Annotated in this window: 16 protein-coding genes, 1 tRNA gene and 1 pseudogene; 8 read left to right on the plus strand and 10 right to left on the minus strand. The window is 75.2% G+C overall.

What is annotated here, in order from left to right; genetic code table 11:
* Positions 1-3,367: cell wall-binding repeat-containing protein (locus V9U69_RS15870; protein ID WP_337062824.1), on the minus strand; the 3,367-nt coding region annotated here is incomplete at its 3' end.
* Between the two features lie 408 nt (positions 3,368-3,775).
* On the opposite strand from V9U69_RS15870, the gene V9U69_RS15875 reads away from it, so the two are divergent.
* Complete coding sequence (locus V9U69_RS15875) at positions 3,776-6,151, plus strand: putative bifunctional diguanylate cyclase/phosphodiesterase (RefSeq protein ID WP_337062825.1); 2,376 nt, start codon at positions 3,776-3,778, stop codon at positions 6,149-6,151.
* A 177-nt stretch (positions 6,152-6,328) separates the two neighbouring features.
* Here the strand turns inward: V9U69_RS15875 and V9U69_RS15880 are convergent, their stop codons facing one another.
* Positions 6,329-6,937: a GAF domain-containing protein gene (locus tag V9U69_RS15880; RefSeq protein WP_337062826.1), complete on the minus strand. Its 609-nt coding sequence runs from the start codon at positions 6,935-6,937 to the stop codon at positions 6,329-6,331.
* Entirely contained in the window at positions 6,934-7,233 is a 300-nt protein-coding gene (locus V9U69_RS15885) for a hypothetical protein (protein ID WP_337062827.1), read from the minus strand. The genes V9U69_RS15880 and V9U69_RS15885 overlap by 4 nt, the downstream gene beginning before the upstream one ends.
* 168 nt (positions 7,234-7,401) lie before the next feature.
* On the opposite strand from V9U69_RS15885, the gene V9U69_RS15890 reads away from it, so the two are divergent.
* Both V9U69_RS15890 and V9U69_RS15895 read left to right on the plus strand, forming a co-directional pair.
* Complete coding sequence (locus V9U69_RS15890) at positions 7,402-8,970, plus strand: GGDEF domain-containing protein (RefSeq protein WP_337062828.1); 1,569 nt, start codon at positions 7,402-7,404, stop codon at positions 8,968-8,970.
* Between the two features lie 86 nt (positions 8,971-9,056).
* Positions 9,057-11,177: a PP2C family protein-serine/threonine phosphatase gene (locus V9U69_RS15895; RefSeq protein WP_337062829.1), complete on the plus strand. Its 2,121-nt coding sequence runs from the start codon at positions 9,057-9,059 to the stop codon at positions 11,175-11,177.
* An 8-nt stretch (positions 11,178-11,185) separates the two neighbouring features.
* Here the strand turns inward: V9U69_RS15895 and V9U69_RS15900 are convergent, their stop codons facing one another.
* Positions 11,186-11,566 carry an ATP-binding protein gene (locus V9U69_RS15900; protein WP_337062830.1) on the minus strand — a complete coding sequence of 127 codons (381 nt, stop codon included), beginning with the start codon at positions 11,564-11,566 and terminating at the stop codon, positions 11,186-11,188.
* 222 nt (positions 11,567-11,788) lie between these two features.
* Here V9U69_RS15900 and V9U69_RS15905 point away from each other — a divergent pair, with 222 nt between their 5' ends.
* Complete coding sequence (locus tag V9U69_RS15905) at positions 11,789-12,697, plus strand: diacylglycerol/lipid kinase family protein (RefSeq protein ID WP_337062831.1); 909 nt, start codon at positions 11,789-11,791, stop codon at positions 12,695-12,697.
* Between the two features lie 64 nt (positions 12,698-12,761).
* Here the strand turns inward: V9U69_RS15905 and V9U69_RS15910 are convergent, their stop codons facing one another.
* The 3 genes from V9U69_RS15910 to V9U69_RS15920 form a co-directional block, all read right to left on the minus strand.
* Entirely contained in the window at positions 12,762-13,172 is a 411-nt protein-coding gene (locus V9U69_RS15910) for a hypothetical protein (protein WP_337062832.1), read from the minus strand.
* Between the two features lie 45 nt (positions 13,173-13,217).
* Positions 13,218-13,310, minus strand: a tRNA-Ser gene (locus V9U69_RS15915).
* Positions 13,311-13,415: 105 nt separating this feature from the next.
* Positions 13,416-13,805 carry a hypothetical protein gene (locus V9U69_RS15920; protein ID WP_337062833.1) on the minus strand — a complete coding sequence of 130 codons (390 nt, stop codon included), beginning with the start codon at positions 13,803-13,805 and terminating at the stop codon, positions 13,416-13,418.
* A gap of 306 nt (positions 13,806-14,111) precedes the next feature.
* Here V9U69_RS15920 and V9U69_RS15925 point away from each other — a divergent pair, with 306 nt between their 5' ends.
* The 4 genes from V9U69_RS15925 to V9U69_RS15940 all read left to right on the plus strand — a co-directional run bounded on the left by V9U69_RS15925 (position 14,112) and on the right by V9U69_RS15940 (position 19,824).
* The gene (locus V9U69_RS15925; RefSeq protein WP_337062834.1) at positions 14,112-17,375 is read left to right on the plus strand and encodes a rhamnogalacturonan lyase family protein; all 3,264 of its coding nucleotides are present in this window, start codon (positions 14,112-14,114) and stop codon (positions 17,373-17,375) included.
* 97 nt (positions 17,376-17,472) lie between these two features.
* The gene (locus V9U69_RS15930; protein WP_337062835.1) at positions 17,473-17,694 is read left to right on the plus strand and encodes a DUF1737 domain-containing protein; all 222 of its coding nucleotides are present in this window, start codon (positions 17,473-17,475) and stop codon (positions 17,692-17,694) included.
* Between the two features lie 168 nt (positions 17,695-17,862).
* Entirely contained in the window at positions 17,863-18,612 is a 750-nt protein-coding gene (locus V9U69_RS15935; protein WP_337062836.1) for a polyprenol monophosphomannose synthase, read from the plus strand.
* Between the two features lie 99 nt (positions 18,613-18,711).
* On the plus strand, positions 18,712-19,824 hold the full coding sequence (locus tag V9U69_RS15940) for an EAL domain-containing protein (protein ID WP_337062837.1): 1,113 nt from the start codon (positions 18,712-18,714) through the stop codon (positions 19,822-19,824).
* A gap of 695 nt (positions 19,825-20,519) precedes the next feature.
* Here the strand turns inward: V9U69_RS15940 and V9U69_RS19385 are convergent.
* The 3 genes and pseudogenes from V9U69_RS19385 to V9U69_RS15955 all read right to left on the minus strand — a co-directional run.
* Positions 20,520-20,876: pseudogene (locus V9U69_RS19385) on the minus strand (response regulator); the annotation flags it as partial.
* Between the two features lie 2 nt (positions 20,877-20,878).
* Positions 20,879-21,367 carry a chemotaxis protein CheX gene (locus V9U69_RS15950; protein WP_337062839.1) on the minus strand — a complete coding sequence of 163 codons (489 nt, stop codon included), beginning with the start codon at positions 21,365-21,367 and terminating at the stop codon, positions 20,879-20,881.
* Positions 21,364-21,744, minus strand: coding sequence for a response regulator (locus tag V9U69_RS15955; protein WP_242125282.1), 381 nt, complete (start codon positions 21,742-21,744; stop codon positions 21,364-21,366). The genes V9U69_RS15950 and V9U69_RS15955 overlap by 4 nt, the downstream gene beginning before the upstream one ends.
* Positions 21,745-21,754: the final 10 nt, after the last annotated feature.

Genomic DNA, 21,754 nt, shown 5'->3' on the forward strand with positions numbered 1-21,754 from the left:
ACGCGTCGTCGGCGTCGGCGACGGTGTCGTTGTCGTCGTCGAGGTCCGCGCGGTTGCCGGTGCCGTCCTTGTCGGTGTCGACCGACTCGTTGGCGGCCAGCGGGAACGCGTCGTCGGCGGCGGCGACGGTGTCGTTGTCGTCGTCGCCGTCCGCGCTGTTGCCGATGCCGTCCTTGTCGGTGTCGACCGACTCGTCGACGTCCAGCGGCAACGCGTCGTCGGCGTCGGCGCAGGTGTCGTTGTCGTCGTCGCCGTCCGCGCTGTTGCCGATGCCGTCCTTGTCGGTGTCGACCGACTCGTCGACGTCCAGCGGCAACGCGTCGTCGGCGTCGGCGCAGGTGTCGTTGTCGTCGTCGCCGTCCGCGTTGTTGCCGATGCCGTCCTTGTCGGTGTCGACCGACTCGTTGACGTCCAGCGGCAACGCGTCGTCGGCGTCGGCGACGGTGTCGTTGTCGTCGTCGTCGTCCGCGTTGTTGCCGATGCCGTCCTCGTCGGTGTCGACCGACTCCGCCGGGTTCAGCGGGAACGCGTCGATGTCGTCGTTCACGCCGTCACCGTCGGTGTCTCCCCCCTCAGCCGGCGGCTGGTCGGTCGGCGCCTTAGGGCCCACCGGAGCAGGGGTGTTGGTGTCGGCGTCCGCGATGCCCGCCAGAGCGGTAACACGAACGTTGGTGGGGTCGAACGCGGCCACGTTCACACCAGCAGCGACGGTGACGCGGATCGCGTTCTCCCCCGCGGCGGCGAAGACAGCGGTCGGGTTGGGTGCGTCGTCCGTCAGAGTGACCGACGTGCCGTCCGCGTCCACCAGAGTGACGGAGCTGTTGAAGGTGACCGCGTCGGAGAAGTTCAGCGTGAAGCTGTCGCCCTGGTCCAGAGCAGCGCCGTTGGTCTCGCTGGAGGTGACCCCCTGGAGCGTGGCGAGTTCTTCGAGGTTGAAGGTCGCCACCGCGTCGTCCACGAGGTAGTTCGTCACCGAGAAGGTCAGCGGAGCACCCTGGCTGAGGGCATCGGTGATCGCGGCCTCGAACTGGTCCAGCGTCCGACCGTCACCGCCCACCGCGAAGAGCTGCCCGGAGCCGTAGTTGAACTGAAGGACAGTCCCCCCGACGTTGGCGTACAACGTGTTGGCCTCGGTGTTGGCGGCCAGCACAGTGCCCGTCTGGGCGGCCGCGGACTCCTCGGCCTCCTCGTACCAGGTGACCGACGTCGGCGCACCCTGGGTGATCTCCAGGTCGGCGTCGTCGTCGGTGTTGACGCCCGCAGTGACCACGTCGGTGGCCGAGTCAACCGGCCCGGTGTAACGCAGGGTGGCCACGCCGTCGGCGTTGCTGGTGCGGGTGTAGGGACCCACGACCGTCTCGACACCTGCGTTGTCCGTGCGGGTGATGGTGAAGACGACGTCCTCACCGACCAGCGGGTTGCCGTACTGGTCGGTGACCGTCGCGCTCACGCTGCTGGCCGAAGCGACCTGAGCGAACTCCGCCTCGGCCTCAAGGTCCAGCGTGCGGGTGGCGGCAGCGGCGTCCGTCCAGGTCACCGTGCTGGTCACGTCCGGCTCGTCGCCACCGTTGACACGGTCTCCGTTGGAGTCGATCCAGGCGAGAACGGTGTCAACAGTCTGGTTGCTGCTGTCGGCGTCCGGGTCAGCCAGGGTGTAGCTGAAGGAAGCGGTACCGGTGGCGTCCGTGGTCACGACCTGGGTGTTGACCGCAGTACCGCCACGGAGGACCTGGAAGACGATGCTCTCCCCGGCGTACGGAGCCGTCTGCGGGTTTCCGTCCTCGTCGTTGGTGTCGGTCACCAGCTGGACGGTCTGGGTGTAGGTGGTGCCGTACTGGCGCAGTGGCGTGGCCGAGGTGGCCACCAGACCGGTGACGGTGGCGAACGTGGTGGCCGGCCCCACACCGAAGTCGTCGACGGGAGCACCGTCGTCGCCGACGTCCAGACCGTCATCCTCGCCGTCGACGAAGATGACCGGGACGATCGCCTCCTCGGCGTTGGCCCCACCGACGACCGTGAAGGTGAAGGTCCCCGCCTCGACCTCAGTGGTCACGATGGCGGAGGGGGAGCTGACCACGGTGTCGTTGACGGAGATCACGCGGGCGGCCACGGAGCCCAGCTCCGCAGCACCGTCGTTGTCCTCGAAGGTGACGGTGCCGTCGGTGACGGTGACAGCGCTAGCCTCGGCCAGAGCGATGGTCACGTCGCCGGCAGGAACGCCCGAGACGGTGTAGGTGACCTCGCCGCCCTCGTTGACCACGGCGTCGTCGTTCGCGGTGATGCTGAAGGCCTGGTTGGTGGGCGGAGCCTCACCCTGAGCGGCATCCTCGACAGCCTCGACGACCTCGGGGGCCACGGCCGCGGTGCCACCGAAGACAGCGCCGGCGACGAGGGTCCCGGAGTTGTCGCGCAGGTAGTTCGCGGCGGGGTCGCCGAGCACGCCGTTGCCCTGGGTGAGCAGCAGCGGGAACTGCTGGGTTCCCAGCCACTGGGAGCTGGTGAGCGCGTCGGCCGCGTTGGTCACCTCGGTGGTGTCGCCGCGGGCGATGCCGACGCCGGTGTTGGAGAAGCCCCACTCGGACACGGCGATGCGCGCCAGCTCGGCCGCGGTGGCCTGGCCGCTCGCGCCGAAGACGCGGTCGTTGACCGTGAAGTCGGCGTCGCGGAGGGACTCCTCCACGGACGCCGGCACGGCAGCGGTGCCACCGAGGACGGTCACGGTGTCGATACCGGCTTCCCGCACGGCGTTGATCCACGCCTCGTCCACGGCACCGGCGACCGGCAGGATCGGGATGCCGTTCGCGTAGGCGATCGGGCCGGCGGCCAGGGAGTCGGCCGGGTTGCCGAACGCGCGGACCACGAAGGCCTGGTTGGAGGCCTCGGGCGACGCGGACAGCTCGCCGAGGACGTCCACGGCGGTGGCGACGCGGTCGGCACCGAACACGCGCTCCACCGCGTAGGTGGCGTCGAGAGCCCTGTACTGCTCCGCGCTCACGGCGGCAGCGCCACCGACGACCACGACGTTCTCCACGCCCAGGACCTCGAGCGCGTCCTCGGTGTCCGCGTTCAGGGAGCCCTGGTCGGTGAGGAGCACGGCGGCGTCCAGCGAACCGGCGAGCGCGGCGGCCGACAGCGCGTCAGCAGGGCTGTAGGCGTTGACGAGGACGGCGGTGCTCACGCCGTCGGGGAACGTCTCCAGCGCGATGTTGGCGGCCGTCTCGAAGCGGTTGTCGCCGAAGACGCGGTCGGCGGTGAAGCCGGGGGCGGCAAAAGCGGAAGAAGAGAACCCGACGGTGGTCAGACCCACGAGAGCCGCGACGCCGGCCCCGATACCACGCCGGCGCAACCGGGAGGTTGCTGCGGTCACGATTGCCTCCAAGGCAGTTGTGAAGTGATGTTCCCCCCCACGGGGGCCGGCTCAGTGCGAGCCTGCTGCCGCCAGCTCCTCCACTACTCAGCGGAGTTCCCTGGTGACGCAGTCGAACGTACACGAGAGTCACGATGGCAACACGGTGAGTTATGGGACTGGTGGGACTCGACCCCTCTGTCACACAACCGACACACGGCGTGACCTGCGCTTTTGCCTTGAGGGGGGGTACATAACAGTTTGGTAACGGGACGCCTCACCCGTCCCGCTGACCCCTCCAGACCCGTTCGGCCTAGTCACAGCGGACCGGGTCACCACCCACGCAGGGACCCCCGCCCCCGTGACTCCTGTGGGTGACCCCCGCACGGCCCCGTCAAGCCCGCGCCCCGCGACGCCGATGCACACCCCGTGACCGCAGCAGCCCCCGCGACCCCGCGCGCCCGCGCCGCGGTCGCGGCGCTCCTCACGCTGCCGCTGCTCGCCCTCGTCCCCCTCGTGCACGACCGCTGGCACCAGGCCGACCGCATCACCACCGCGATCGGCCTCGCCGCCCTCCTCGGCGCCGCGCTGCCGCTCGTGGTGCGGTGGGCGCTCGGGCACCTGCAAGCCCTCGCCTACGGCGTCGCCGGCACCACCTGGGGCGTCGGCGTCACCATCGCCGGCCTGTGGCCGCACGCCACCGCCGGCCCCGTGCCCCTCACCGACCTCGCCCTCACCGCCGCGGTCCTCGGGATGCTCGGACTGGGCGTGCAGCACGTCCTCGCCGCCCGCTCCGGCACCGACGACCCCCCGCTCGTCGTCGACGCCCTCATGCTCGGCAGCGCCCTCGCCGTGGCCGCCTGGGAACTCCTCTCCCGCTCCACCGACCCCGGCAGCACCACCTGGGTGATCGCCTCGCCCTGCCTGCTCGTGGTGTCCACCCACGTCGGCATGGCCGTCGCCCTCGCCGTGGAGCACGCCCGGATGCGCCTCACCTGCCTCGCCGCCGGGACCATGACCGCCGCCACCGCCGTGGCCGCCCTCACCCCCCAGCAGGACGTCGCGCACGTCGCGATCACCGTCGCCCTCCTCGCCGGTCTCACCGCCGCCGCCGTCGCCCCCACCGCCGCGCCCCGGCACGCCGGCGTCGCCGCCGCGCGCGCCGCCCGCCGCATGGAGATCGCCTCCCTCGTGCCCGGGCCCGTGCTGCTCGTGGACATCGCCGTCCTCGTCGCGTTCCCGCGCGCCGACCCCGTGCTCTTCGCCTTCTACCTGTGGGTGCTCGCCACCTTCACCGTCCGGCACGTCACCACCGCGCGCGCCGTCGACCGCAGCACCGCCCACCTCACCTTCCAGGCCCTGCACGACGACCTCACCGGCCTGCCCAACCGCGCCGCCCTGCACCGCGCCCTCACCGGCCCCGACCGCGACCACGCCCTCGTGCTGCTCCAGCTCACCGGCCTCGACGACGTCAACGACGTCCTCGGCGTCACCACCGGCGACGCCCTCGTCCGTGCCGCCGCCCACCAGGTCCGCCGCGCCGCCGAACCGTGGGGCGCCACCGCCCACCGCACCGCCGGCGACGAGATCGCCGTCCTGGTGCCCGGGGACGTCGAGCACGCCCTGCGGCTCGCCCACGCCCTCGTCGGCGTCGTCGCCGAAGCCCCCGCCCGGGTCGACGGCGCCGCGCGCTTCCCGGTGTCCGCCGTCGCCGGCGTCGCCCCCTGCCCCGCCCGGCCCACCCGCCACGACGGCGAGGGGGACGACGGCGAGGGGGACGACGGCGAGGGGGACGACGGCGAGGGGGACGACGGCGAGGGGGACGACGGCGAGGGGGACGACGGCGAGGGGGACGACGGCGAGGGGGACGACGGCGAGGGGGACGGCGGCGAGGCCGGCGACCCCCTGACGGCCCTCCTGCGCGCCGACATCGCCCTGCGCGACGCCCGCCTGGCCGGCCGCGGCCACGTGTCCGTGTACTCCGGCGACGTCGCCGCCGCCCACGCCCGCCGCACCCTCCTGCGCGAGCGCCTCAGCGCCGCCCTGCGCGACGGCCACCTCGACGTCCACTACCAGCCGATCGTGTCCTTCGACACCGGCCGCGTGGAGAAGTTCGAGGCCCTCGCCCGCTGGGACGACCCTGCCCTCGGCCGCATCCACCCCGGCGAGTTCATCGCCGTCGCCGAGGAGTCCAACCTCGTCGTCGCCCTCGGCGAGCACGTCCTGCGCACCGCCGTGCGCGGCGCCACCACCGCCGGCGCGTTCGCCGCCGGGGTCGGGCTCACCGTCAACGTCTCCGTCGTGCAGCTGCAGGCACCCGGGTTCGCCGACACCGTCCGCGACGTCCTCACCCGGCACGGCGTGCCGCCGCACCTGCTCACCCTGGAGCTCACCGAGTCCGTCTTCCTCGACGCCGACTCCCCCGCCGAGCGCGTCGTCACCGAGCTCGCCGGCCTCGGCTGCACCATCGCCATCGACGACTTCGGCACCGGCTACTCCGCGTTCGGCTACCTCGACCGGCTGCCCGTGCACGTCCTGAAGATCGACCGCTCCCTCACCAGCTCCATCACCGAGGCCGGCAACGGGCGCTCCGTCGTCACCTGCGTCGTCGACCTCGCCACCCGCCTCGGCATGGCCGTCGTCGTCGAAGGCGTCGAGACCGAGCGCCAGGCCACCGCCTGCCGGGAGATGAACGCCCCCCTCGGCCAGGGCTGGCTGTACTCCGCGGCCGTCCCCCTCGACGGCGTGCCCGCCCAGCTCACCCGCACCTACCCGGTGCCGGGGCTCGCCGTCCCCACCGCCTGACGCGCGGGCGCCACCCCTCCCCCTCCGCGGTGATCTTGCACTGCTGAACGCTCAACCGTGCAAGATCACCGGGGTGCGGGAGGGCGGGACGCGCACGGGGAGCCGACCGCCGCAGCACCCGGCTCCCCACCACCGCGACCACCCGGCGGCGACCACGCGCCACCGCGACGGGCAGGCTCAGGCCCCCGCCGCGCCCTCCAGCCGCTGCGCGGCCTCCGCCGCCACCGCCCGCAGCGCGTCCAGGTCCGCCCCGGAGAACTCCCGCGGCTCGCCGCCCATCACGCACACCGACCCCACGACGTGACCGGAGCGGGTGCGCACCGGCACGCCCGCGTAGGTGCGCAACCCGTCCACCGTCGACAGCGGGTTCTCCCGCGTCGTGGCGTCGGCGGCCAGGTCCGGCACCACCAGCTCCTCGCCGGATCGCACCACCCGCGCGCACAGCGCCCACTCGGCGGGCGTCGCACGCGCCTCGGCCATCCAGCCGGTCAGGCCGTGCGCGCCCGCGATGACCTGCGCGCCGGTGAGGACCACGTTGAGCATCGCCACCGGGGCGCCGGTCTCGGCGGCGCCGCGCGCCAGCAGGTCGCCCACCAGCGGCTGCACGTGCTCCACCTCGTCGGCGCGCAGCGCCGCCACCGCGTCCAGGCGGTCGTGGTCGTAGAGGGCGTCGTCCGTGACGGGGGCGGCGGTGGCGAGCTGCCGGGCCATCCACGCGTACCACTCGGGCGAGCCCTCCACCGCGTCCTCCGCCGTGCCGGCGCGCGGTCCCTGCTCCGTCGTCACCTCGGTGCCCCCTTCGTCGTCTCCAGCGCGCCGTGCACGCGCAGTCTCAGCAGGCAGCTGCGCACGGCCAGGCGCAGCCGCGGGTCGGTCGCGTCGGCGGCGAGGCGCTCGCCGACCACGCGCATCTGCGCCGGGGTCAGCGCCGTGCCGTGCAGGCCCGTGGCGAGGGTCGCGCGCGACCACGCCAGCAGCGCCTCGCTCGGGCCGACGACCCCGGCGATCTCCTTCAGCCAGTCCACGACGGTCGGGCGGGCCAGACCGCGCAGCGCGGCTCCCGTCCCGGTGCTCCGGTCCACACCGTGTCATCGGCACGCTCGGGCCCGCACCGCAGCGCTCGACCGGGTGACACCCCGCGGACACCACGCTGCGTGACGAGGAGAGGACGACACGTTCACCGAAGCGCACCCCCCGCCGGCACCCCGCCTGCGACGATCGTCCCCGGGACCAGACGGGAGGAGGAACCGGTGCAGCGCGACGAGCACAGCCTCACCGCTCGGCGGGCGACCGGGGCGAGGAGCGTCCGCGCGGCCCTCGTCGTCGCGCTCGTCCTCGGCCTCGCCGCCCTCCTCGGCGGCTTCGGCGGCACCCTCGAAGCGCCCGTGATGGCCGCGGAGGTCCTGGCCACCACCGTGCTGGCCGCAGCCGCGCACCTGGCCCCCAGCCGCCGCGGGCGCCACGTCCTCGCCCTCCTCGCCGCCTACTGGGGCCTCACCGCCGCCGGCGACACCTACTGGCTGCTGACCACCGACACCACCGGCGTCAGCTTCGCCGACGGCGAGTTCGAGCCCGGGGTGACGATGACCCTCGAGGTGGTCCGGTACGCCGCCGTCCTCGGCGTCCTCGCCCTGACCACCCCCGTCACCGAGGGGCGGCGCTGGACGTGGCGGCGCGGCCTGGCGCAGGCGCAGGTCACCGTCAGCGTCACCGCCCTCGCCCTGCTCGCCACCCCGCTGGGCGTCCTCGTCGACGACGGCCGCTCCTACTCCCTGTTCACGTTCTTCGACGTCGTCGTGGCCGCCGCCGCGCTCGGCGCCGTCCTCGGCGCCGCCTGGACGACCCCGCGCCCCGACCGGACCGCCACCCGGCTGCTCGCCGTCACCGCCGCCGGGGTGAGCGCGGTCGTGCTCGGCGACGCCGTCATGGTCCAGGCCCTCACCCGCGCCGACCCCCTCGGCGGCGGTGCCGGGATCGTCCTCATCGCCGCCGGTGTCCTCACCCTCCTGATCACCCACCTGCGCGCCGGGCCGCCCGCCCCCACCGGCGGCACCGCGCTGCCGCGCGTGCCGGTGCGCACCCACCCCCGGCTCGTCCTCGCCGTCACCGTCGCCGCGCAGGTCGTCGCGCCGCTGGCCGTCAGCGCCCTCACCGCCGCCCGGCTCGGCACCGCCGCCCCCGGGCCCGCCACCCTCGGCACCGCCGTCGCCGCGCTCGCCCTGTCCGTGCTGCTCGCCGCCGTGCAGGCCCGCCGCGCCCAGCTCGCCCAGGTCGCCGCCGCGGCCGCGCAGCGCGACGAGCTCACCGGCGCCCACAGCCGTCGCGGCCTCGCCGAGCACGCCCGCCGCCACCTCACCGCCGGCAGCGGCACCTGGACGCTCGCCCTGTTCGACCTCGACGGCTTCAAGGCCGTCAACGACACGTTCGGGCACGACGCCGGCGACGCCGTCCTGCGCACCGTCGTGGCGCGCGCCGCCGCCGTCCTCGACGGGCACGGGATCGTCGCCCGCCTCGGCGGCGACGAGTTCGTCGTCCTCCTGCACACCGGCGGCGCCGACGCCCCCACCACCACCGACGCGCTGCGGCGGCTGCGCGCGGCCGTCACCTCCCCCGCCCGCCTGCCCGGCGGCACCACCGTCGCCGTCGGCACCTCCCTGGGCGCCGTCGACGCCACCGGCGGCGACGACCTCGCCGCGCTGCTGGCGGCCGCCGACCGGCGCATGTACGCCGAGAAGCGACGGCACCCCGCCCCGCCCGCGCAGCGGACGCCCGCCCCGCCCGCGCAGCGCCCGTCTCCCCCCGCGCGACCCCGTCGCTGAGGAGGCGCGCGCCCCGCACCCGGGTGGACGGCACCGGGCGGGCGGCGGGCGGGCGCCGGGCACCCCCGCGGGTTACGCTCCCGCCGATGGACGGGACCCACGCCGCGTTGGCGGACGACGCGGTGGCCGACTCGCTGCCCAGCGTCGTCCACGGTCAGCCGGGAGCGGTGCTGCTCGTGCGCGTCACCGACGGCACCGTGCTGTTCGCCAACCCCCTCGCCGAGGAGCTCGCCCCCGGCGCCTCCCTGCCCTGCGGCATCGACGAGTGGTCCCGCGTCGCCGGCCTGCAGGCCTCCGACGGTTCCGACCTGTCCGACCCCGGCACCGGTGAACCCGCCAGCCCCCTCTCGCGCATCGCCCGGGGGCAGCCCGTCGACGGCGAGCGCGTCAGCGCCGCCCGCGGCTCCGCCATGGCCTCCCCCCGCGAGGCGCTGTGGGTGGTGGGGCTGCCGCTGACGGACGCGCCCGTGGAGGAGCTGACCACCCTCGCGCTCGTGGTGCTGCTGCCGCTGCGGGAGAAGGCGCTCGTCGCGGGCGCCCGCGAGTCCGCCGAGCAGCTGCACAGCCGCGCCGTGCTGGCCAGCGACCTCTCCTTCACCATCTCCGACCCCAACCAGCCCGACGACCCGCTGGTGTGGGTGAACCCCGCCTTCGAGCGGGTCACCGGCTACGGCAGGGACGTGCTCGGCAGCAACTGCCGGTTCCTGCAGGGCCCCGGGACCGACCGCGAGGCGGTGCGCCGCATCAGGAAGGCGCTGGACAGCGGCGAGACCGTCACCGAGCTGCTGCTGAACTACCGCGCGGACGGCACCGCGTTCTGGAACGAGGTGGTCATCTCCCCCGTGCACGACGCCGCGGGGAACGTCACCCACCACGTCGGGGTGCAGTCCGACGTGACGCTGCGCGTGCAGGCGGAGCGCGAGCGCGACGCCGCCCTGGCCGCCGCCCGCGACGCGCGCCGCCGCCTGGAGTACCTCTCCTCCGTCGCCGACGAGCTGTCCGCGGTGCTGGACCCCGACGCCGCGCAGGACATGCTGCCCTCCCTGGTGGTGCCCGCGTTCGCCGAGTGGGCGTTCGCGACCGTCCTGGACACCGCCGGGCGCACCCGGCAGGTGCGGGCCGCCCACGCGAACCCCGCGCACGCGGCCGACGTGGAGCGGTTCGCCCGCACGCAGGCCGCGCTGCTCGACACGTCCGTGTCCATGCGGGTGCTGCGCGGGGAGCTCGGCCCGACCCTCGTGCACGTCACCGACGCCGACATGGAGCGCGGCGTCGGCGACGAGGGCACCACCGCCCTCATGCGGCGCCTCGGCCTGGGCAGCGCCCTCGTCGTGCCGCTGCGCGCCCGCGGGCAGGTCACGGGCGCCCTGACGCTGCTCAGCGGCCCGGACCGCTCGCCGTACACCGAGGACGACCTGCTCACCGCGGCCGACCTCGGCGCCCGCGCCGGCGTGGCGCTGGAGAACGCCCGGCTGTACGCGCAGCAGCGCCGCTCCTCCGAGACCCTGCAGCGCAGCCTGCTCGGCCCGCCGCGCGACGCGCCCGGCCTGGAGGTCGCCACCCGCTACATCCCCGCCGCCGAGGCCGCGCAGGTCGGCGGCGACTGGTACGACGCCTTCACCCAGCCGGACGGCTGCACCACCGTCGTCATCGGCGACGTCATGGGGCACGACGTCTCCGCCGCCGCCGCCATGGGGCAGCTGCGCACCATGGTGCGCACGCTGGCGCACGACCGCTCCGCCGCGCCGCGGGAGGTGCTGCAGCGCCTGGACGGGCTCCTGGACGGGCTGGGCGTCACGACGCTGGCCACGGCGGTCGTGCTGCAGCTGGACGCCCGCTCCACCCCGGGGTGCCGCGGGATCCGCTGGTGCACCGCCGGGCACCTGCCGCCGGTGGTGGCCGCTCCCGACGGGAGCGTGGGCGAGCTCGCCGGCGACGGGCTCATCATCGGCCTGGGCCCCCACCACGACCGCGTGGAGCACGAGGCGCAGCTGGCGCTGGGCTCGACGGTGCTGCTCTACACCGACGGGCTCGTGGAGCGGCGCGACCGCCCCATGGAGGTGCGGCTGGCGGAGCTGCACGACGCGGTCGCCGACCTGGCGGGTGCGCCGCTGGAGGAGCTGTGCGACGAGCTCATCCACCGGATGCTGCCCGACGGCAGCGACGACGACGTCGCCATCGCCGCCGTGCGCGTCCTCGCCCGCTGACCCGCCGCTCAGGCCGCCACGTCGCACCAGACGGTCTTGCCCGTCACGTCCGCCCGCACGCCCCACCGCCGGCTCAGCACGTCCACCAGCTCCACCCCGCGCCCCGACTCCGCCTCCACCGGCGAGCGCCGCAGCCGCGGGCGCGCGGGGCTGCCGTCACCGGCCTCCAGCCGCAGCACCTCCACCCGGCACTCCACCGCCGCCCGCACCGGCGGGGCGCCGTGGCGCACCGCGTTCACCACCAGCTCCGACAGCAGCAGCAGCGCCGGCTCCAGCGCCGCCTCCTGGTGCACCCGGCACAGCGACCCGCGCAGGAACCCGCGGGCCCGCCGGGCCGCCGAGAGGTCGGCCGGCAGGGCCACCTCCGCTCTCGGCGTGACGTCGCACATGCGCCGCATCCTGTCGAGGAACCGGCCCGACCGCGCCCCGAACCGTCCCGCGGCCCACCCCGCGGGGGCGGCCGGGGTTCCCACCGGCGCCCGGCCGGTGGCAGGATGGGACCGCGCCGGCCGGGGCACGTGGAGGGGAAGACCACGAGTCCCGGCCGGCGTCCGTCCGTCCCGCCGGCGCGACGACGGGCCGCGCCTGGCCCTTTCCCCTACGGTCGGGACGTGACCGGCTCCAGCACCCCGTTGCGGCGCGTCGTCGTCGTGCTCAACCCCAACAGCACCGGTGACGGTCCCGCCAACGCGCGCGCCCTGCGCGACCAGCTCGCCGAGCGCGTCCCCGACCTGCCCGTGGAGCTCGTGGAGACCGAGCGCGCCGGGCACGCCGAGCAGATCGCCCGCGAGCACGTCGCCCGCCACCCCGGGGTGCTGGTGGTCTCCGCCAGCGGCGACGGCGGCTACCACGAGGTCGTCAACGGCGTCGTCGCCGCGGGCCGCGCCGGGCACGACGGCGGGATGGCCACCGTGCTGCCCTCCGGCAACGCCAACGACCACGCCAACGCCACCCACGGCCGCCCCCTCGTCGAGGCCATCGCCGAGGTCGCCGCCGGCGACGGGCGCCCCGATCGCATGGACCTGCTGGAGGTCGACACCGGCGACGGCGAGCCGCGCGTGGCGCACTCCTACGTCGGGGTCGGCATCACGCCCGTGGCCGCCGCCGCCCTCAACGAGCACGACCTGGACGCGGTGAAGGAGAAGCTGCTGGTCGTGCGGGCGTTCTGGAAGTACCGGCCGATGACCCTCACCCACGACGGCCGGGACGTCCGCATCGACAGCCTGCTGTTCGCCAACATCGACCGGATGGCGAAGTACGCGCACCTGTCCGACGACTCCGCCCCCGACGACGGCCGCTTCGAGGTGCTGCTCATCAAGCACCGCAGCAAGCTGCGGCTGCTGGCGGAGTTCGCGCGCGTCCTGCGCGGCCGGCACCGCGTGGAGTCCCGCAGCGAGCCGTACGAGTTCCGCACCCGCAACCCCATGCCGCTGCAGATGGACGGCGAGGTGCTGCCCGTGGCCGGCGGGGCGACGGTGCGGGTGCGGTGCCTGCCGCTGGCGCTGCGCACCGTGCGCTGAGGCGCGCCCGGCAGGCGGGGCGGCGCGGGCTCACCCCCGGCCGCGGGGCGCGCGCCGGGGACGCTCAGCGGCCGGCGGGTGCGCCGGGCACCTCGGGGGCGTCCGCGACCTCGGCGGGACGGGCCAGCCGCAGCAGCGGCTCGGTCGTCAGCCGCTGCCACACCAGGTTCAGGCCCGCGGCGATCAGCAGGACCGCCAGCACGGCCAGCGGCCACGCGTCCACGGCGAACGCCGCGCACAGCAGGACCAGCCCCGGCAGCGGCAGCAGTCCCGCCGGCACCCGGTTCCACCAGCGCGGCTGCAGCACCGCCGCCGCGTACCACCAGGCGACGGCGACGACGCGCTCGTCCGGGTGGCGCCGGCCCTGTCGGGCCAGGGCGAGGACGTCGCGGCGGTCCGCGGCGGGCAGGGCGCGGAAGGCGCGGACCGCCGCGGCACGCCGCTGCGCCGGCAGCTCGGGGGCGGTGCTGCTCACGGGGACCTCCAGGGACGGTGTGCCCGGGCACGGGCGGGACGGGTGCGGAGGGCATGGGATTCGAACCCATGAGGAAGGAGTGGGTACCTCCCTAGCGGTTTTCAAGACCGCCGCCTTCAACCACTCGGCCAGCCCTCCTTCAGCGCCGCGGCGCGCCCACCAGTCTACGGACCCGGCCGGCGCCCCCCGTGCGGCGGCGGCGCCCACGGTGCCGGCGGTGTCCACGGTCCCGGCGGCGTCCCCTCAGCGCAGGGACGCGAGGGGGGCGAGGGCGCGGGCCAGGTCGCGGGCGCGCGGCAGGTCGCGGGTCGTGGCGGGCCGGCGCACCGCGAGGACGCCCTCGCGGGGGGCGGGGTCGGTGACGTCGAGGACGACGGCGCGCCCGTCGGCGAGCATCGCGTCCAGCAGGCGCTCGCCCTCGGGCAGGGTCGCGACGGTGCGCGCGCGCAGGAGGTGACCGACGGCCGTGGTGCGCGCCAGGCGCAGCAGGAGGCTCTCGTCGTCGAGGCGGACCAGCTCGGGCCGCCGCATCAGCAGGGAGGCCAGGGCGGTGACCTCGGCGGCGGTGGCGGGCGGGGCTTCGACGACGCGCGGGTGACCGGCGGGGCGGGCGGTGGCGCGGTGGGTGTTCACGGTGGCCTCCTCTCGGGGTGCGGGCGGCACCGCCCGGGGGTGCGGGGCCGCTCTGCTCCTCGTTCTCGGCGGGGCGGGGGCGTCCCCGGATGGGCCGTTCGGGGGTCCTCGGCCCCGCCCGTGCGGCACCGAGGTCGAGGAAGCGTTTTCCCGAGTTCGGCCGCACCCGTTGACTCGACCGCCGGCCACGCCGTAGAAACGTTTCACCCACAGGTCCCCGCTGCAGCGGTCCACGGTGCGCGGCGCGTCACGACGCCGCCCGGCACCCCCGCCGCGACCGGGCGCTCTCGACGACGAGACAAGGTGATGCCGGTGCTGCCGCAGCACTCCCCCCGCCCGTCCTCCCGCACCCGCCGCGCCGCCGGCGCGGGCGGTACCGCCCTGCTGTCCCTGGTGATCGCCGCGGGCACCGGCCTGCCGGCCGGGGCCGCACCCCTGCCCGACCGCCTCTTCGACCTCCAGTGCGCGGGAAGCCCCACCGCGGACGACCACACGGCCGTCGCCCCGACCACGGCGTACAGCAGCGAGCAGGGGTACGGCTTCCTCACCCCCCTCGCCGCGAACGCCTGCCGCGACCGCGGCGGCGACGGGGACCTCGCCGGCCGCGACTTCGTCCTGCCCGCCGCCGGCACCACGTTCCGCGTCGACGTCCCCGACGGCACCTACACCGTGGTGGTGCGCTCCGGCGACCTCATCGCCTCCAGCAGCACCGGCGTCGCGGTCGGCGGGCAGACCCTGCCCGCCCGCAACCCCGGGTCCGGCGTCGTCGGCGAACGGGTCCTGGAGGGGGTCCGGGCGAGCGGCGGCCACCTGGACCTGACGTTCTCCGGCAGCTCACCCCGGCTGAACTCGATCGAGGTCCTGCGACCGGTCGGAACCCCCCGGGACGTCACCGCGTCGGTCGGTGCGACGGCCGGGTCCGCGTCGGTCGGCCTGGCCTGGCCCGCGGTCGACGGCGCCTCCGGGTACCGCGTGCACCGGTCCGCGGACGGCGGGCAGGCCACCGCGGTGGCCGACGTGGACGCGCCCTCCTGGACCGACGGGGACGTCCAGCTCGCCGACACCTACACCTACGAGGTGGCCGCCCTCGGGGCGACGGGCCGGGAGGGCGCGCGCTCCGAGGCCCTGACCGTCACGGTCGTCGACGCCGGCGCCCCCGCCCCGGCCACCCCGCAGGACCTCACCGCCGCCTGGGACGGCGACGGCGTCGACCTGGCGTGGTCGGCGGTCGAGGGCGCGGCCGCCTACGACGTCTACCGGTCGAGGGCGGGGCGTGAACCGGTGCGCGTGACCAGGACGACGGGCACCACCTGGACCGACACCTCGGCCCAGCCGACCGCCGACCACGAGTACGCGGTCGCGGCGGTCGCACCCGGCGGGCGCTCGGAGCGCTCCGGGAGCGTCGCGGTCCCGGCCACCGTGCACCTGCAGCGGCAGGCCGAGCGCATCGACCGCTCCCCCGTGGCCGTGAGCACCGGCGAGGGCACCTACGTGGGCTGGCGCCTGCTCGGCGACGACCCGCAGGACCTGGCGTTCAACGTGTACCGGGACGGTGAGCTGGTGAACGACCGGCCGGTCACGGGCTCGACGAACCTCCTCGACGCCGGCGGCGCGGAGGGTTCCACGTACCGGGTCAGCACCGTGGTCGACGGGATCGAGCGCTGGGCCACCGACGAGTTCCGCCCCTGGCAGCAGCAGCACCTCGACGTGCCCCTCGACCGGCCCGCCGGCGGCACCACCCCGGACGGGGTGGCGTACACGTACAGCGCCAACGACGCCTCCGTCGCCGACCTCGACGGGGACGGGCAGTACGAGGTCGTCGTCAAGTGGTACCCCTCCAACGCCCAGGACAACTCCCGGCCCGGGTACACGGGCAACACCTACCTGGACGCCTACGAGCTCGACGGCACCAGGCTCTGGCGCATCGACCTCGGGGTGAACATCCGTTCCGGGGCCCACTACACCCAGTTCCAGGTGTACGACTACGACGGCGACGGCAGGGCAGAACTGGTCGTGAAGACCGCGGACGGCACCACGGACGCGGCGGGGACCGTCATCGGCGACCCCGACGCCGACCACCGCACCGCGAACGGCTACGTCCTGTCCGGCCCGGAGTTCCTCACCGTCTTCGACGGCGCCCGCGGTGTCGCGCTCGACACCGCAGACTACGTCCCGGCGCGCGGCGACGTGGGTTCCTGGGGCGACACGTACGGCAACCGCGTGGACCGGTTCCTGGCCGGCACCGCGTACCTGGACGGGGAGCACCCCAGCGCCGTCTTCAGCCGCGGCTACTACACGCGCGCCGTCGTGGCCGCCTGGGACTGGGACGGCTCGGACCTGACGCAGCGCTGGGTCTTCGACAGCGACGAGGCGGGCGAGCAGTACGCCGGCCAGGGCAACCACCAGTTCTCCGTGGCCGACGTGGACGGCGACCAGAAGGACGAGATCGTCTTCGGCTCCGTGACCCTCGACGACGACGGAACCGCCCTGCACAACACCGGGCTCGGTCACGGCGACGCCCTGCACGTGTCCGACTTCGACCCCTCGCGGCCCGGCCAGGAGGTGTTCGCCGCCCACGAGGACATCGACCGCTCCGGTGGCCGCGGCGCCACCTTCCGCGACGCGGCGACCGGCGAGGTGCTCTGGTCGATCCCGGCGGAGCGGGACACCGGCCGGGCGGCGATGGGCGACGTCGACCCCCGCCACGCCGGCGCCGAGGGGTGGGCGGTCGGCGGGGACGCGGCGTGGAACTCCCCGGTCGGCCAGATGCGCTCGGCCTCCGGTGAGCTGATCTCCACCGGCATCCCCGCGGCGAACTTCCTCACCTGGTGGGACGGGGACCTGCTGCGGGAGGTCACCGACCACGACTACGACCCGGACACGGGCGCCGGTGTCCCGACGATCTCGGAGTGGAACTGGCAGGAGGGCCGCGCCGAGGAGGTCTACCGGGCCACCGGGACCCTGAGCGGCAACGGCACCAAGGGCAACCCCGCCCTGCAGGCCGACCTGTTCGGCGACTGGCGCGAGGAGGTCGTGACCCGGCTCGCGGACTCCTCGGCGCTGCGGATCGCCACGACGGTGGACCCCACCGACGTGCGGCTGCGCACGCTGATGTCCGACCCGGCGTACCGCCTCGCGGTGGCGTGGCAGAACACCGGCTACAACCAGCCCCCGCACACCTCCTACTTCCTCGGTGAGGGCATGTCGACGCCGGCGGCGCCGGACCTGCGGTACACGAGCGCCGCACCCGTCGGCGAGCGGGTCCCCGGACCGGCCACGGCCGCGCCCGAGGTCGCCAAGCTCTCCGACGACGCGAACCCCGACCACGACGGCGACTACACGATCGGCGTGGACGTCAGGAAGGGGCAGAACGCCGAGACGGTCGTGCTGCTGGAGAACGGCACCGAGGTGGCCCGCCGGGACGTGCCCGAGCGGACCCCGCAGGCGCAGCACGTGGAGTTCCACGTCACCGGCAAGGCGCCCGGCACGTACACCTACACCGCGGTGCTGACCAACCGCTTCGGCAGCACCACCAGCAAGCAGGTGAAGGTGAAGGTCAAGGCCGGCTGACCGCCTCGCCCCAGCGGCCCCGGTGCCGCTGGGGCGGGGGTACCGTCGGGCGCGAGCACACCCGCCCGCACCCGCGCACGGAGACGAGGACCCCGCGATGACGAACCCCACCGGCGAGACCGACGGCCGCCTGCGCTACCGGCTGCTCACCGGCACCGACGACCGCGCCTTCTGCGAGAAGGTCAGCGCCGCCCTCGCCGAGGGGTACGAGCTGCACGGCTCCCCCGCGCTGACGTTCGACGGCGAGCGCGTCGTCACCGCCCAGGCCGTCGTGCTGCCCAGCGCGAGCACGCCCCGCTTCGTCCCCGTCAACGCCTGACCCCCGCCCGGTCCCGCCCGGGGCCCGGCGCCGCCCCGCCCCACCACCGGCGCGCCGGGCGGGGGCCAGCGGCCAGCGGGGTGCGCCGCCCCCGTGGGGCGACCCGCCGCGGCGGGGACGTGGGGTAGCGTCGGAGCCCCGTCAGCCCACGAGACCGAGCGAGTCCCGTTGCCCCACGCCCTCCGCGCCGTCGTCGTCCTGCCCACGTACGACGAGGCCGGCAACATCGCCGCGATGCTGCAGCGGCTGCTGGAGTCCCCCGCCGCCCCGGACGTGCTGGTGGTGGACGACTCCTCCCCCGACGGCACCGGCGAGATCGTGCGCCGCGTCGCCGCGGGCCTGCCCGAGGGTCGGGTGCGGCTGCTGACCCGCACCGTCAAGGACGGCCTGGGCGCGGCGTACCGGGCGGGGTTCGCGGAGGCGCTGCGCACCGGCGACCACGACGTGGTCGTGCAGATGGACGCCGACGGCTCCCACCCGGTCGAGGTGCTGCCCCGGATGCTGGACGAGGTGGCCGCGGGCGCGGACCTGGTGCTGGGCGCGCGGTACGTCGCCGGCGGCGCCCTCGACGACGCCTGGCCCTGGTACCGCAAGGCCCTCTCGCGGGGCGCGAACACGTACGCGCGCGTGCTGCTGCGGGCACCGGTGGCGGACCTCACCGGCGGCTACAAGGCGTGGCGGGCGGACCTGCTGCGCTCGCTGGACCTGTCCCGCCTCACCGCCGCCGGGTACGCCTTCCAGATCCAGACGACGCTGGCGGCGCTGGAGCGGGGCGCGAGCGTGCGCGAGGTGCCGATCCTGTTCACCGAGCGCACCGCGGGCACCTCGAAGATGTCGGGCGCGATCATCACCGAGGCGATGGGCGCGGTGTGGCGGATGCGCCGGCACGGCCCGTCGGGGCGACCACCGCGCCCTTGACGGCCTGTCGCCGTTGCCTCGCGCACCGTCATCTGCCAGGGTCGGCCCTGGCGGCGGGGGGAACGGCGCCACCGGGAACGTCGACGTGGGAGGGGCGCCGTGGGGGACGACGACGCCGTCGCCCAGCTGCTGGACCTCGCCCGCGACATCTTCGGCACCCCCGTGGCTGCGCTGGCGCGTCCCGGTGGGGACCACCCGGTCGTCGAGCTGACCTCCAGCACCCTGGACCCGCGCGCCACCGTCCGGCTCCTCGCCGGCACGGACCTGGCGCGCGAGGCGCTGTCGGTGGAGGTGCGGCGGCCGGACGGCGTGCCCGGCGGGCGGTTGCTGGGGGTGCCGGCGAGCGCCGCCGAACCGCTCGACGCCCGCCAGGTGGAGGCGCTGCACGTGGTGGCCGCCCTCGTCGCCGGGGTGCTGCACCACCGCGACCGGCGCAGCGCCGAGCACCGCGGCAGGCTGGCGTCCCTGGACGCCCTGGTGGCCGGCCGCGGGCGCCGCACCGTCCTGCAGCCGGTGGTGGACCTGCGCAGCGGGGCGGTGGTGGGCGCGGAGGCCCTCAGCCGCTTCACCGGCGAGGACGGCTACCCGCGCGGGCCGGAGCAGGTGTTCGCCGACGCCCGCGACTCCGGGATGGGGGTGCGGCTGGAGCGGGCGGCGCTGGAGTCGGCGCTGACGCTGCTGCCGGCCCTGCCCGCCGGGGCGTACCTGAGCGTGAACGCCTCCGCGGAGGCGCTGCTGGACGCGGCCACCCGCCAGGTGCTGCTGGCCTCGCAACCGGAGCGGGTCGTCGTGGAGGTCACCGAGCACCACCGGGTGGACGACTACGCGGCGCTGGTGGAGAGCACCGCGGAGCTGCGCGCCGAGGGGCTGCGGCTGGCCGTGGACGACGCCGGTTCGGGGTTCGCGAGCCTGCAGCACGTGCTGCACCTGTCGCCGGACGTGGTGAAGCTGGACATCGCGTTCGTGCGCGGCATCGACGGCGACCCGGCGCGGCGGGCGGTGGCCCGCGCCCTGGTGGGTTTCGCCTCGGAGGTGGGGGCGACGCTGGTCGCGGAGGGGGTGGAGCGGCCCGCGGAGCTGGAGGTGCTGCGCGAGCTGGAGGTGGACTGCGCCCAGGGCTACCTGCTGGGCCGTCCCGCGCCGCCGCCGCTGCGGGCGGTGGGCGGGGACGACACCACGACGATCGTCCTGCCCCGCGACCCCCGTCCCTGACCCGCCCCCTCCCCCGCGGAAACCATCGTTTCCGCCCTCGACACGCCTCCCGCCGGGGCGGAAACCATGGTTTCCGCGGCGGAGGGGAGGTCGGGGGGATGACGACGGCCCCCGTCGCGCGGGGCGACGGGGGCCGTGGTCGGGTGCGCTCAGAGCGTGACGATGCTGAGCTTGCCCTTGCCGTAGCGAGCGACCTCGACGGTCAGGTCGAGCCGGCTGCCGGTGCTCGTGGCCCACTGGGTCACGTCCGGCCGCAGGACCTCGCCCGGGGCGTACGCCGCGTGCAGCTTCAGGTGCGGGGCACCCTCCACGTTGAACAGCGACGCCATGATGTTCAGGACCTCGTTGGCGTTGACGCGCAGCGCCTCGGACAGCTCGCCGTCCTCGACGGCGGCCTCGCTGGCCCCGGGGGGCAGCAGGCCGATCGACGCGCCGGCGTGCGCGGCCAGCGCGAAGTCGAAGACCACGACGGCCGCGGAGCGCAGCCGGTCGTCGACGTACAGGCCCACCGCGGAACCCGGCTTGCCGCCCACCGGGCACGGCGTGCCCGGGGAGACCTCGACCTCGCGGCCGAGCAGGTCCGACAGCAGGTTGCGGATCGCCAGGTTCGACGGCAGCGGGCTGCGGTCCATCGTCACGGCCCGCTCGGTCGCGGGCGCCGCCGCGGGGGCGGCGGCCTTGACCGCGCCACCGTCCAGGACCGGGGAGAGCGCCTCGGCGAACGCCTCCGGCGTGAACGGCTTCGCGATGAGGAACAGCGCGCCGGCGGCGGCCGCCTTCTCGCGCATCTCCTCCGAGCCCTCCGAGGTGACGAACCCGAACGGCACGTCCAGGCCGGAGCCGCGCAGGTTCTGCAGCATCTCGTAGCCGGAGGCCTCCGGCATGTTCCAGTCCGACAGGACGATGTCGGGGTTCTCGGCGCGGACCGCCTCGAAACCCTCGCGCCCGTTCTCGGCCTGGACCACGTCGACCCAGTCGTAACCCGCCTGGCGCAGGGTGCGGATGACGATCTGCCGCATGACGCGGCTGTCGTCCACCACCAGGGCCTTCACGATCAGGCCCCCGTTCCCGACAGCCACACGATGAACGTCACCCAGTGACCCTGCCAGTTCGCGTCCAGGCGCGCCGCGCAGCGGCTGTTGGAACGCGGCAGCGGCGGGGCCTCCGCGATGGCGGGCAGGCCGAGGGCACCGGCGTCCGGGACCAGGGCCTTGATGTTGCCGCCGATGATGTTGGCGACCTCGCCGAGGGCGTCGTAGACGTCCTCGTCGGTCAGCTCGCCGTCCTCCTGCAGGAGGGCGGCGGCCAGGGGGGTGCCGGCGGCCTTCTCGACCAGGACGGTCACCAGCCCCGGGCGCGCACCGGAGATCCCGACGCTGGCGCACAGCACCGGCGCGGGGACCTCGTGCGGCTCGAACGCCGGCAGCAGCGGCTCGACGTGGCCGAAGTACGACTGCCACATCTGGTCGACGATCTGCGCGAGGGCCTCGTCCTCGACGTAGTCGACGACCTCCTGCGCCTCGAGACCCGTGTCCTGCGTCATGCGGTCACCTCCGGCAGCAGACCCAGCAGGGCCAGCTTCTCCTCCAGCGCCTCCACCGTGAAGGGCTTGATCAGGTACTCGTGGGCACCCGCGGCGAGGGCGCGCACGATCTGACCGTGCTCCGCCTCGGTGGTGACCATCATGATGCTCAGCGAGCGGTACTCGCGGATCGCGCGCACCTGGGTGACGAACGTCAGGCCGTCCATCACCGGCATGTTCCAGTCGACCGTCGCCAGCTCGGGCAGCGGGCCCTCCTGGAGGACCTTCAGCGCCTCGGCGCCGTCGGCCGCTTCCACGGTCTCGTACCCCAGCTTGCGCAGCGCGCCCGCGATGATCTTCCGCATGGCGCGGGAGTCGTCGACGACCAGTGCCTTCATGTCCTCTGTC

It is taken from the genome of Kineococcus sp. G2, from assembly GCF_037154035.1.
In the GTDB taxonomy this organism is placed as follows: domain Bacteria; phylum Actinomycetota; class Actinomycetes; order Actinomycetales; family Kineococcaceae; genus Kineococcus.

Excerpts from the sequence above, each read along its gene's own strand:
- V9U69_RS15895 (WP_337062829.1), top strand. The coding sequence starts at position 9,057 with ATGGACGGGACCCACGCCGCGTTGGCGGACGACGCGGTGGCCGACTCG.
- V9U69_RS15900 (WP_337062830.1), bottom strand. The coding sequence starts at position 11,566 with ATGTGCGACGTCACGCCGAGAGCGGAGGTGGCCCTGCCGGCCGACCTC.
- V9U69_RS15925 (WP_337062834.1), top strand. The coding sequence starts at position 14,112 with ATGCCGGTGCTGCCGCAGCACTCCCCCCGCCCGTCCTCCCGCACCCGC.
- V9U69_RS15930 (WP_337062835.1), top strand. The coding sequence starts at position 17,473 with ATGACGAACCCCACCGGCGAGACCGACGGCCGCCTGCGCTACCGGCTG.
- V9U69_RS15950 (WP_337062839.1), bottom strand. The coding sequence starts at position 21,367 with ATGACGCAGGACACGGGTCTCGAGGCGCAGGAGGTCGTCGACTACGTC.
- V9U69_RS15955 (WP_242125282.1), bottom strand. The coding sequence starts at position 21,744 with ATGAAGGCACTGGTCGTCGACGACTCCCGCGCCATGCGGAAGATCATC.